13 protein-coding genes and 1 pseudogene are annotated in these 11,244 nt (G+C 39.5%); 2 read left to right on the plus strand and 12 right to left on the minus strand.

The window, feature by feature from the left end; all coding sequences use genetic code 11:
• Window positions 1-73 precede the first annotated feature (73 nt).
• Both P7J36_RS11045 and P7J36_RS11050 read left to right on the plus strand, forming a co-directional pair.
• Window positions 74-757: pseudogene (locus P7J36_RS11045) on the plus strand (hypothetical protein); the annotation flags it as partial.
• Between the two features lie 118 nt (window positions 758-875).
• Window positions 876-1,733: a hypothetical protein gene (locus P7J36_RS11050; RefSeq protein WP_024376992.1), complete on the plus strand. Its 858-nt coding sequence runs from the start codon at window positions 876-878 to the stop codon at window positions 1,731-1,733.
• A gap of 20 nt (window positions 1,734-1,753) precedes the next feature.
• On the opposite strand, the gene P7J36_RS11055 is transcribed toward P7J36_RS11050, so the two are convergent.
• The 12 genes from P7J36_RS11055 to P7J36_RS11110 all read right to left on the minus strand — a co-directional run bounded on the left by P7J36_RS11055 (window position 1,754) and on the right by P7J36_RS11110 (window position 11,090).
• A complete protein-coding gene (locus P7J36_RS11055) occupies window positions 1,754-2,107 on the minus strand; it encodes an HIRAN domain-containing protein (RefSeq protein ID WP_002943204.1) in 354 nt (117 codons plus the stop codon).
• Window positions 2,108-2,128: 21 nt separating this feature from the next.
• The gene (locus tag P7J36_RS11060; RefSeq protein WP_408552145.1) at window positions 2,129-2,878 is read right to left on the minus strand and encodes a DUF6287 domain-containing protein; all 750 of its coding nucleotides are present in this window, start codon (window positions 2,876-2,878) and stop codon (window positions 2,129-2,131) included.
• Window positions 2,879-2,894: 16 nt separating this feature from the next.
• Window positions 2,895-3,653: an SDR family NAD(P)-dependent oxidoreductase gene (locus tag P7J36_RS11065; RefSeq protein WP_015646851.1), complete on the minus strand. Its 759-nt coding sequence runs from the start codon at window positions 3,651-3,653 to the stop codon at window positions 2,895-2,897.
• 102 nt (window positions 3,654-3,755) lie between these two features.
• The gene (locus P7J36_RS11070; protein WP_002934990.1) at window positions 3,756-4,355 is read right to left on the minus strand and encodes a lysozyme family protein; all 600 of its coding nucleotides are present in this window, start codon (window positions 4,353-4,355) and stop codon (window positions 3,756-3,758) included.
• Window positions 4,356-5,330: a nucleoid-associated protein gene (locus P7J36_RS11075; protein WP_024397858.1), complete on the minus strand. Its 975-nt coding sequence runs from the start codon at window positions 5,328-5,330 to the stop codon at window positions 4,356-4,358.
• Window positions 5,330-6,589 carry a serine hydroxymethyltransferase gene (glyA, locus tag P7J36_RS11080; protein WP_044775802.1) on the minus strand — a complete coding sequence of 420 codons (1,260 nt, stop codon included), beginning with the start codon at window positions 6,587-6,589 and terminating at the stop codon, window positions 5,330-5,332. Before glyA ends, P7J36_RS11075 begins: the two co-directional genes overlap by 1 nt.
• 13 nt (window positions 6,590-6,602) lie before the next feature.
• Window positions 6,603-7,034: a GNAT family N-acetyltransferase gene (locus tag P7J36_RS11085; RefSeq protein WP_408552143.1), complete on the minus strand. Its 432-nt coding sequence runs from the start codon at window positions 7,032-7,034 to the stop codon at window positions 6,603-6,605.
• A gap of 86 nt (window positions 7,035-7,120) precedes the next feature.
• The gene (locus P7J36_RS11090) at window positions 7,121-7,603 is read right to left on the minus strand and encodes a hypothetical protein (RefSeq protein ID WP_398581708.1); all 483 of its coding nucleotides are present in this window, start codon (window positions 7,601-7,603) and stop codon (window positions 7,121-7,123) included.
• A gap of 22 nt (window positions 7,604-7,625) precedes the next feature.
• Entirely contained in the window at window positions 7,626-8,219 is a 594-nt protein-coding gene (locus P7J36_RS11095; protein ID WP_408552146.1) for an L-threonylcarbamoyladenylate synthase, read from the minus strand.
• Window positions 8,212-9,045, minus strand: coding sequence for a peptide chain release factor N(5)-glutamine methyltransferase (prmC, locus tag P7J36_RS11100; RefSeq protein WP_408552142.1), 834 nt, complete (start codon window positions 9,043-9,045; stop codon window positions 8,212-8,214). Before prmC ends, P7J36_RS11095 begins: the two co-directional genes overlap by 8 nt.
• The gene (gene prfA, locus P7J36_RS11105; protein WP_002943195.1) at window positions 9,045-10,124 is read right to left on the minus strand and encodes a peptide chain release factor 1; all 1,080 of its coding nucleotides are present in this window, start codon (window positions 10,122-10,124) and stop codon (window positions 9,045-9,047) included. Before prfA ends, prmC begins: the two co-directional genes overlap by 1 nt.
• Before the next feature lie 390 nt (window positions 10,125-10,514).
• Window positions 10,515-11,090 carry a thymidine kinase gene (locus P7J36_RS11110; RefSeq protein WP_099832767.1) on the minus strand — a complete coding sequence of 192 codons (576 nt, stop codon included), beginning with the start codon at window positions 11,088-11,090 and terminating at the stop codon, window positions 10,515-10,517.
• Between the last annotated feature and the right edge of the window lie 154 nt (window positions 11,091-11,244).

The following is an 11,244-nucleotide window of genomic DNA, read 5'->3' on the forward strand; positions in this document are numbered from 1 at the left end:
AACGCGTTTTCTAAAATCAATTCCGTAAGTCATAAGTCTATTTTATCATACATCAAATAAAAACTAAACAACTATAAATGAGCAGTGTCATTCCTTGAACATACGTATTATTAATGATCTAGGAACAAAAATTGATGCCATTGGTGGTCCGCAAAATCCGCGTATCATTGGATTCTATCAACGAGATGCCACTACTGCTATCAGCCAGCGGATTGGTACAGCTTCTGAGGAGGAACTGAAAATAGCTAAACCTGACAATCTATTCCAGAAAGAGTGGATTGTTCTCTATCCTCAAACGCGCAGCAGTCCCTTTGAAAATACTTCTGCCTATGCAGTAATGAAAACCAGTATCAAGGCTGACTGGCTCCATGTGACTACTTCGTCAGAGACGGAATTAGATATTTTTTATGAGAAGGCAGATGAAAGCTTGCTGACCTTGGAAGACTTGGTGCAAGACAAGGAAAGTTTTCGTACGACACTAAAAACAATCCTAGTTTCAGCTAAAAATGAGGCTGAAATTCAAGTTCAAAAAGATATTTTAGAAATGTTTGAGAGTGATGATTGGTCTGCTATCCCCTTTGCTTACACTGAAAAATCTCTGATATTGGAGAAAGCTATCATTTCAATTTCTGCATTTGTAGATAGTTTAAATCCCTACTATTTTTCAGAACAAACCCTTGCAGATTTGCGTTTATCAGAAGAATCGCGCCAGGCTTTGGAAGATTCGGTAGATAAGACAATTATCACCTATCCTTGAATAAACGGTGGGAGTGGGAAAGTCGTCATGGATGTCTTTCCCAGCTTTTTTTATTTTTGTTTAACGAATTAAACATTTTTTTGTGGATTTGAAAAATATTTTTTGTTATACTTGTGTTATGAAAACATCAACACTTGGAAAGTTACTAGAATTACCAAATTTTCACCACTTCTACACCGTTCCAATTAGAGAAAATACGGAGTCTTCTGGAAATTATATAATTGTTTTTGAACAGGACAAGCAACCTATATTTGTTGATTTGAAAAATGAGACTGGTCACACTCGTGAGGTACGCTTTGCCAGTCATTTTGACAGCGCCGGTCTTCTGGTTGGATTAGGAGCCATTCCTATCAATTATTGGCCTACCTGCCAGATTCTTGGTGTGAAGAAAAATAATAATCGACGAGGACTTAGTCTATCTAGTCTGATGGATGGTTATGGACGTCTACCTATTTTTAAGGAAATGGCAGAGCGTTATAGAGCGCGTGGACAATCAACCATTTATGACCCCTACCGTTATTCGTATACTATTGATGAAAAGAAGGTTATTAAGGATAATCAATTAACCCTTATTCCAAAGAAAGAATACGAAAAGATAAAAGATTTTCATCCTTTTTTGCAAACAAAGCATGGAAATGTTTATGCAGTTCCTTGTTTCTATCAAGACAGGAAACGAAATCAGATTACTAAAATCTATATTATGGGCTGGTACTTTTATGAGAAGCAATTAAAAATATCTTGGAAACCTTCTCATTCTCGTAAAAGCCGCTGGCGTTCTTCGCTTGTTTCAGTTGATAAATTATCGGACCGCTTCTTCTTTCAAGGAGAATTGTATAAAAAAGGAACCTATCCAGTGTTCCTGGAAGATCTCACAATAAAAAATAAGGCCTACCAACATCGCCTGGATAGGGAGTTTGCAGCCTTTTTAAGTATTATTGAAGAACAAAAACGGAGGGCACAGCTCCGTGTTAAGTAGAAAATGGTTAGGTTGGTAAATTACCGACTATCATTTTTACGATTATCTTTTAGTTTTACAACGACTCGAAACTGACGATCGGGATGATTTTCTGTATTGGACATCTGAATACGTGCCTCTAGAATATCGCCGTGTCCAAAATAGATTAACCGACTGATTAGTGAGTTTTTATCCGATGGGATATATCCTAACTTTGTGCCCTGATAAAAGATTGCTACAGCTTCTGAGTCATGTGGGTTTGACGGCTCTCCGACTAGCTGAACAGGTGTTCCTGGTTTGAGTTGGTCGATTACATCTAGTCCATCATAGTAGGCAAAGGCTGCCAAATGAAAATCTTGCACATTGCGTGTTGGTTCAAATGATGTGAATGTCATGTCTAACCTCCTAGAGAATCATTATGGTTGATAAACAATTTGATAATCTGCATTGATAATGACACCGTTTTGGTAAATAGTATAACGGGCATTATCATCGCCTTCCAAAATATTATAAGGAATAGATTCGGTGCGCGTGTAGTTACCTTCAATGACGCGCCAATTGTTTTCGCCTAAAATTGAGTTGGCATAATCAATCGTTTTTGGTCCACTATCCAACTGGACGCCTGTTTCAGTGTTTTTTAATGGGTCTATACCGCTAGTAGCTGAATTGGTCAAGCGATAATAGACATCTACTACGTCTGCTGTTGTTTCTTGGCTTATTACAATCATTCTATCGCGCGTAGAGTCAGTAGAGTCTGTCTCAGTTGTATTTACTTGTGTTCCTTTGGGAATCATTAATAGTGTTACATCGCCAATCGTTGCGTCTACATAGCCTGTTTCAAAAATTCCGTCAGTTATTTTTCCGCGGCCAAGTAAGGACTGGCTATCTGCTACTAATCCTTTGCTATTGAAGACTAGTGAATTTCCTTGACTATTTTGCCAGGTGCCTAGTATACTATCGTAATTGCCTTGCATTAGAGCATCTATATCCATAGAACTAAGAGAAATCTCACGTTGGATTGTTGATGACGTGCTTGTATTGGCATTAGAAACCTGGGTATCAGCAGTTGAGGTACTTGCGGAACTGCCCTTCTTTTCAGTTTGACAGGCAGAAAGCGACATGATAGTGAGCAAGCCAAGAGCGAGTGCTAAATATTTTCTTTTCATTCTAGCTATCTCCCCTCTAATCTCTATGAATAGTAAAGCCAGTTGCCTGCTTGGTTGCCATAATGGTCATATCAGAAATCTGCACGTGTGCAGGTTGATTTGCAACAAATAGCGTACAGTTGGCAATATCATTTGCTTGAAGAGCATCAATTCCTTGATAGACTGTCGCTGCTCTCTCTTTATCTCCATGAAAACGGACTTGGCTAAAATCAGTCTCAACGATACCGGGTTGTAACGTAGTTACCTTGATATTTTTATCAATCGTGTCAATACGGATCCCGTCTGAAAGCACCTTGACAGCTGATTTGGTTGCAGCATAGACAGCAGCTCCTGCATAGGCGTAAATACCGGCTGTTGATCCAATATTGATAATATGACCCTCATTATTTTCAACCATTTGTGGCAATAACTGACGTGTCACAGTTAGTAATCCTTTAATATTGGTATCAATCATTGTCATCATGTCAGTCAAATCATAGTCTTGGAATTTGTCCAATCCCAATGCCAGGCCAGCATTGTTTACCAAAATATGAATTTGTCCAACTTCTTCTAAGATTTTTTGACAATTTACAATTGTTTGTTCCATATTCGTAACATCAAATGAATGAACTGATACCTGAACATGGTATTGCTTTTCAATATCTTGCTTAATTTCTTCTAGTTTGTCCAATCTTCGTCCTGTAATGATGATATTATCACCATTAGCAGCAAACACATAAGCGATTGCTTTGCCAATGCCACTACTTGCACCTGTAATCAATACATTTCGTTTCATCACTCTGTCTCCTATTCTCTTTATTATACTACAATTTTACCTAGTTTGTAAAAATGCTGTAGTTAAAAAAACTCATCAGATTTCCGATGAGTTTGATAGGTATTAAAATAAATTAATGAGGCGCATCAGGTGCATATTAAAACGAACCTGTCTAGCATAGTAGATATTTCCACCATTTACATATAACTTCCCACCATTTAGCAAAGCCAAGGGATGAAAATAGGTATATGTTTCTTCTGTAGTATTCCCTAAGCTTGGTGCTACTACTGTTCTGGAGTATTCTTTAGCTAAAGAGAGTGTATGTTCTCCACCATGCTCAGCAATATAGTCAATATAGGCTGGACCGAAATTGTATGCCTGAACTGCTGTCCAAACCTCTACTCCTTTTTCCTCAGCCAACCGTAGGTTTTCTGTTAGGTAGATAATTCCTTGCCTGATACTCTCTCTACTATCCGTGATAGTGTTAGCATAGCCAGTAGCGGACTCACTTGATTGCATGACATCTGCTTCTTGTCCCTTGGTTTCTGTGTAAATCATTGCTAGGACTAGTTCTTCATTAGCTGGTGTGTCGTTTTCAGCCAATACTTCTTGTACCATAGTTTGATAGGTCATCACTTGCTTGACTGCACTGTAGGTTTGATAGAATTTGTAACCGAGAAAAATCAGCAAAAGAAGTATCAGCGTACGTATCAGTTTTTTCATTTACTTGCTCTTTATGTCTTCAATATTTTTGATAAGAATAGAATATGTTCCGTTGTCATTTTGAATAAACTCAACCGATTCTGCATCCTCATAGATTGCATTTGGCACAATCAACTCAATTCCGTTTGATAAAGATAGCTTCTGATTTTCAAATTTCTTAAGTTGACGGCTACTATCAATTTCATCGAAGGAAATCTTATCAGGTATGACCTCTTTCAGTTGATCGACGAAATTTAAACGAGCGGTCAGGTTGTTATCGAATAACTGATCAGCCAATTTTTCAGGTGAAAGCTCATTATCTTCTTCCAAATTGTTGAAAATAGCTGACTTGACTTTCGATTGAAATTGAAAATCGCCTTGATGGAAATTATCAGCAATCTTCTGTGCAGTTTGCTCTACTGCTTTGATTGATTTTTTTGCAGAAATAGCTGGTGTAACTTGCAGAAGATTATCTGAGAAATAATTGAGGAAGGCTCCATTGTGTTTGATTCTTTTCTCAATCAAATGATACTTCCGCGTTTGAAGATTGACAATCAAGGCTTCATCAGGTGCTGAACCTGCTCCAGGTAAATTATTCTGGGTGATTTTTAAAGGACTTCCGCTTTCCAGACCAACGTGGGCGAGATTTTCACGCAGGGCAATTCTTAGAAAGGCGAAATGCTCCACACCATTTCGTTCAAACTCTATGAAAATGAGGTCATTGGTTTTTAAATTCTCAGAAATTGAAAATTCTTCTTTCCAGAGATTGGCAATCTTGACAGAGTTGGTCAGTAGGTCACCATCTAAATAGTCAAGAAAAGGATTGTCGGGGTTAAATTGTCCTGTTTTTGCTTCATCAGAAAAGACACGTTCAATCTTTTTACGCAAATATTCTTCTATTTTTGGGCTAACAGTCAAAAGCTGGTCGGCAAGGACCAGCTCTGTATCATCAGGACTAAATTGATGTATGATGGCTTTTTTTACAAATATATCCATTATAAACCTTCGTAAAGTGGGAATTGATCTGTCAAAGCACGCACTTCTTGACGGACTTCCTCAAGAGCGGTTTCATTTTCTGCATTTTCAAGTGCTTTGATAGTTAGTTGTGCGACCTTGCGAGCTTCCTCTACTCCAAAACCGCGAGCAGTAATGGCCGCAGAGCCAATACGGATACCGCTTGTTTTGAATGGTGAGAGTTTTTCGTAAGGAATTGAGTTTTTATTGAGAGTAATATTTACTTCATCCAAGAGATGTTGAGCAACTTTACCATTTTCAACAACTTTGGTCACGTCAACGAGGAAGAGATGGTTGTCTGTTCCTCCTGTGATGACTTTAAAGTTAGGGTTTGCAAGGAAGACTTCGGCCATGGCCTTGCTGTTCTCAATCACTTTCTGAGCATAGTCTTTGAAAGCTGGGTCCAAAACTTCTTTGAAAGATACGGCTTTTGCAGCAATGACATGCTCTAATGGACCACCTTGGATTCCTGGGAAGATGGCTGAGTTGATTTTCTTGATGAGTTCTTCATCATTGGTCAAAATCAAACCACCACGTGGCCCACGAAGAGTTTTATGAGTCGTAGTTGTTGTAATATGGGCATGTGGCACTGGGTTCGGATGAAGACCTGCTGCTACAAGACCAGCAATATGAGCCATATCAACCATCAGTTTGGCACCCACTGCATCTGCAATTTCGCGGAATTTAGCAAAGTCAATTGTACGTGCATAGGCTGAAGCACCTGCTACAATCAATTTTGGCTGTACTTCTTTTGCTTGTTTTAAAATTACATCGTAATCAAGCAAGCCAGTTTCTTCGTCAACATTGTAAGCTACAAAGTTGTAAGTTTGTCCTGAGAAGCTAACTGATGCACCGTGAGTCAAGTGACCACCTGCAGCTAAGTCCATCCCCATAACAGTGTCTCCTGGCTCAATCAAGGCCATGTAGGCAGCACAATTGGCCTGGCTTCCTGAATGTGGCTGAACGTTAGCAAATTTCGCACCGAATATTTCTTTAGCACGTTCAATAGCTAAACTTTCAACTACATCAACGCATTCCGTACCGCCATAGTAACGACGACCTGGGTAACCTTCTGCGTATTTATTGGTCAAAATAGAGCCTTGAGCTGCCATAACAGCTTTAGAAACAACGTTTTCAGACGCAATCAATTCGATATTATTTTGTTGGCGTTTTTCTTCAGCTTGGATAGCTTCCCAAACTTCTTTATCAAATTCTTTGTAGTTAACTTTGTCAAAAATCATATACGGTACTCCTTTATAAGTGCTTGATAAAGCGATATTGTAATTTGTCAGATTCATATCCCAAATGCTCGTAAAAACGATGGGCTTGTTTACGGTGTTCAGCTGAATTGAGACGAATGAAAGATAGTCCTTTGTCTATAGCTAGTTTTTCAACTGCTTGTAACAATTTTGAACCAATTCCCTTGCCTTGGCATTCTGAAAGAACAGCCAATCCTAGAATATTAAGACCACGATTTGAATACAGACTTTCATAGATTTGAGCATGAATATAGCCTGATACTTGACCAGTTTCATCGTCCTCAAAAACCAAGATAATATGTCCATTAGTCTCTGAACAACGTTTAAATTGTATTTCTGTTTGCTCAAGAGGAACATCGTAGCCCAAGACTTGTGCATTTATTTCTCTAATCGCTGACAAATCTGCATACTCAATATTTCGAATCATGTCGTAATCCTCGAATTCCGTAGCATGAATTACTTCCTAAATTTTTTGTAGTCAACTTTGTCAATAATTATGTACGGTAATCCTGTCTATTTCTTTGTATTATTGATGCCTAAAATTGTTAAACCAATGGCCAGACTTCCAACTATAAAGTAACCAGCTGTATTTAGCAATTTTCCTAACCACTCTTTATTTTTAGAATCTAGTGAGTCAAGTTTTTCAATAATATCTTGCATTTCGGACAAGTAATATTTCTTTTCTTCAAAAGTTAGATGTTCATCTTCTAACATTCTTTCCAAAATATTCAATTTTTGTTTACAGGCTTCGAAAATAGTTTTTTGCGTTACTTCGTTGCTCTCCATAGCCTTGTCAACAACAATTTGAAATTCTTTAATAGTGGTCTTGGCTCCATTAATAAACTCTGGAAATTGTGCTACTATTGCTTTAGCAACTTCTGGATCAACTTCAGCAAGTTTTGAATTTAATTCAAGAATATCTTCTTTAGAAAACTCTCTAAAGTTAACTTTATTAAATCTTTTAAGTAGTGCCTTTTCTTGTTTATTATATTCCATAAAGTCAATCCTCCAAAAAATTTTACTCAAATTCTATTTCAGGGACAGCAGCTTGGATTTCTTCGCGGCTGATAGCACCTTGGCGTAAAATTCGCGCTTTCTGTCCAGAAAGGTCCAAAATCGTTGAATCAATACCTGTCAGAGCTTGGTCATCCTCAATGCCAGGCAAATCAACTGAAAATTGTGCCTGGATGTCCGAAAACTTCTTGCCACTTTCATTTCCTGAAATATTGGCGGATGGTCCAATAAGTGGTCCAGTCTCCGAAATCAAACGTAAGGTTTGTTCGTGATTGGGAAGACGAAATCCAACAGTATCCAGTCCAGAATTAACCCAAAAAGGAACTTTTTTGTTCGCTTTCAGGATAATTGTTAGCGGTCCTGGCATAAACCTATTATACAGTTTTTCCAGATAATGGGGTGGATTTTGACTGAAAAAATAAATATCGTTCAGATTTGAGACATTTAAGTTCATTGCCTTGTCCCTAGGTCGCTGTTTCAACTGATAGACACGATTGACTGCATCTTCATTCAAGGCTTGGGCAAAAAGCCCGTAGACTGTCTCAGTCGGCAAAACCACGGCTCCACCATTTTCAAGGATTGTTCGGAGTTTATCCATTGTCATCCGCGACGACCTTTCTATCCTGTCCAAATTTGTCTTTGAGGACTCGAATTCGCTTTTTGGGGAAATGCAGAGCGAGTAAGTCAGTTAGGTCTTGCCCTTGCTTGTAGCCAATTTCAAAGTAGAGTTTTCCATTTTCCTTCAAAAATGCGCCTGCCTGCTCCGCAATTTGTCTATAAATAGCCATGCCATCTTCTTCCGCAAATAAGGCCAGATGTGGCTCAGAAGTCAATACATTGAGTCCAACTTCATCTGTGTCATCTGGTGAGATGTAAGGCGGATTGGAAACGATGATGTCAAAATGCCCTGTCACTGCTTGCAAGACATCCGATTCTAGAAAGTGTACAGAGACTTGATTAGTTCTTGCATTTTCCTGAGCCACTGCTAGGGCATCCTTTGAAATGTCCACCGCAACCACTTCCCAATCAGGTCTAGTTTTTGCAAGGGAAATAGCTATGGCACCGCTTCCTGTACCGATGTCTAAGATACGCAAACCTGCTCTGCTATTTTCCTGCAAAATCAAATCGACTAATTCTTCCGTTTCAGGTCTTGGAATCAAGACTCGCTCATCTACCGTGAACTCCAAGCCATGAAAATCAGCCTTGCCGATAATGTACTGGGCAGGTCGGTGCTGGGAAAGTTGCTGAAAAATCGCATCAATCTCTTCTTTGTCAGTCGGTGTAACTTCCTGACGGAGCAGGAGGAGAAATTCCGCAAAGTTCAGTCCCTTTAAGCCACGAAAGGTGAAGGACAGGGATTCTGCCTCTTCACCGATTGCGACTAATTGTTCTTCGTATGCTGCAAATAATTGAGCGTAATTCATTATTTGTTAAGCTCTTCTAGTTTTTGCGTTTGATCGTAGAGAACAAGGGCATCAACGACTTCGTCCATCTTACCTGACAAGATGGTATCGAGCTTTTGCAAGGTCAAGCCGATACGGTGGTCTGTCACACGGTTTTGTGGGAAGTTGTAAGTACGGATACGCTCTGAACGGTCACCAGTACCGATGGTAGATTTACGCTCTGCATCCTGCTCATCTTGGGCAATCTGGGCAAAGTGGTCAGCTACACGGGCACGGATAATCTTCATGGCCTTTTCACGGTTTTTCTGCTGGGTCCGTTCTTCCTGCATTTCTACCTTGATATTGGTTGGTAAGTGAACGATACGCACGGCAGTCGCAACCTTGTTGACGTTCTGACCACCGGCACCAGATGCGTGGTAAATATCGACACGAAGATCTTTTGGATCGATGTCATATTCCACTTCTTCAACTTCTGGCATGATAAGAACGGTTGCTGTTGAGGTGTGGACACGTCCCTGGCTTTCTGTCACAGGGACACGTTGGACACGGTGAGCTCCTGATTCATACTTGAGTTTTGAATAAACGGATTGACCAGAGACCATGGCAACCACTTCCTTGATACCGCCGACACCATTATAAGAAGCCTCCATGACTTCAAAACGCCAGCCTTGACCTTCTGCATATTTTTGATACATGGTCAAGAGGTCACCAGCGAAGAGGGCAGCTTCATCACCACCTGCGGCGCCACGGATTTCCAAGATGATGTTTTTGTCATCGTTAGGATCTTTTGGCAAGAGAAGGATTTTCAGCTTTTCTTCGTAAGCTTCTTTATCAGCCTTAGCTTGTTTGAGTTCTTCCTTAGCCATTTCCTCCAAGTCAGCATCACCAGAAGATTCTTTAATCATCTCTTCTGCATCGATAATGTTTTGAAGTACAGTCTTATATTCGCGGTAGGCTGTTACTGTGTCACGAGTTGCCGCTTCTTCCTTAGACAACTCCATAAAACGCTTGGTATCGCTGACTACATCAGGGTCAGACAACAATTCACCAAGTTCCTCGTAGCGATCTTCCACCGCCTGTAATTGATCGTAGATGTTCATAATTTTAAGATATTAAGGGCGTTAAACGAACAAAGCAAAAATAGGAGTTTTGACGAAGGACGAAAGCATCCTAGGAAAAACTATCTTTTTTGCACAGTTCGTAGCCCGAATTCAGTTCCTTTCTAAAAATTTGGAAAGAACACACTTCTAGTTAGCTTGTAGGGCGTGTTCAGTTCTATTAAGATACAAAGCCCGTTAAGCAAGCACAGTCAAAATAGGAATTTTGACCAAGTGTTACAAACACTTGGAGAGATTATCTTTTTGACACAGCTTGTAGGGCGTGTTCAGTTCCTTTCTGTAATATGTAGGTCATGAAACAGGCACAGTTCGTAGCCTATTTTCGTTTTTTTTCAAAAATCATACCTTCAGCCATCGATCTAGAACCTTGGGTTACAATTCAATCTCCGGTGAAAAATAATGTTTGCGACAGACAGGAATATAGGTTTCATTGCCACCAATTTGGATTTGTTCTCCTTCATAGGTAGGTTTACCGTCTTGTGTTCGCAAAACCATGGTGGCTTTTTTAGAACAATATTGGCAGATTGTTTTGATTTCATCTAATTTATCAGCCAATAAGAGCAAATGTTGGGAACCTTCAAATAGTTCATTTCGGAAATCATTTTTAAGACCGAAAGCCATAACGGGTACATCTAATTCATCGACTACGCGAGCAAGTGCGTAGACATGATGACGTCGAAGAAATTGTGCTTCATCAATGAGAACACAGTAAGGACGCGGTTCCATTTTTTCGATAAAACCAAAGATATCCATATCATCGTCAATCGCTACCGCTTCACGTCGCATACCAATACGGCTTGAAACAACGCCAAAGGCATCACGAGTATCCAAGGCAGAGGTCATGATGACAACGGGCTTGCCTTGCTCTTCATAGTTATGGGCTACTTTAAGAATTTCAATGGTTTTGCCAGAATTCATCGTCCCATATTTATAATATAATTGAGCCACTTTTCTCTTTCCAATCTTAAAATTTCACTCTTTCCATTTTATCATAATTTGACCATTTAGGAAATAGAAAAACAAGCCGAATCATTCCCGTAGTTCGTATTTTATCCAATTTGTTACCGTCCAAAAGAGGATAGTGACGACTTTCCTTATCTCA

Origin of the sequence: Streptococcus suis, assembly GCF_046032115.1 — a bacterium.
GTDB lineage: Bacteria > Bacillota > Bacilli > Lactobacillales > Streptococcaceae > Streptococcus > Streptococcus suis_AJ.

Coding starts and splice junctions, on each gene's coding strand:
- P7J36_RS11050 (WP_024376992.1), top strand. CDS start 876: ATGAAAACATCAACACTTGGAAAGTTACTAGAATTACCAAATTTTCAC.
- P7J36_RS11055 (WP_002943204.1), bottom strand. CDS start 2,107: ATGACATTCACATCATTTGAACCAACACGCAATGTGCAAGATTTTCAT.
- P7J36_RS11060 (WP_408552145.1), bottom strand. CDS start 2,878: ATGAAAAGAAAATATTTAGCACTCGCTCTTGGCTTGCTCACTATCATG.
- P7J36_RS11065 (WP_015646851.1), bottom strand. CDS start 3,653: ATGAAACGAAATGTATTGATTACAGGTGCAAGTAGTGGCATTGGCAAA.
- P7J36_RS11070 (WP_002934990.1), bottom strand. CDS start 4,355: ATGAAAAAACTGATACGTACGCTGATACTTCTTTTGCTGATTTTTCTC.
- P7J36_RS11075 (WP_024397858.1), bottom strand. CDS start 5,330: ATGGATATATTTGTAAAAAAAGCCATCATACATCAATTTAGTCCTGAT.
- glyA (WP_044775802.1), bottom strand. CDS start 6,589: ATGATTTTTGACAAAGTTAACTACAAAGAATTTGATAAAGAAGTTTGG.
- P7J36_RS11085 (WP_408552143.1), bottom strand. CDS start 7,034: ATGATTCGAAATATTGAGTATGCAGATTTGTCAGCGATTAGAGAAATA.
- P7J36_RS11090 (WP_398581708.1), bottom strand. CDS start 7,603: ATGGAATATAATAAACAAGAAAAGGCACTACTTAAAAGATTTAATAAA.
- P7J36_RS11095 (WP_408552146.1), bottom strand. CDS start 8,219: ATGGATAAACTCCGAACAATCCTTGAAAATGGTGGAGCCGTGGTTTTG.
- prmC (WP_408552142.1), bottom strand. CDS start 9,045: ATGAATTACGCTCAATTATTTGCAGCATACGAAGAACAATTAGTCGCA.
- prfA (WP_002943195.1), bottom strand. CDS start 10,124: ATGAACATCTACGATCAATTACAGGCGGTGGAAGATCGCTACGAGGAA.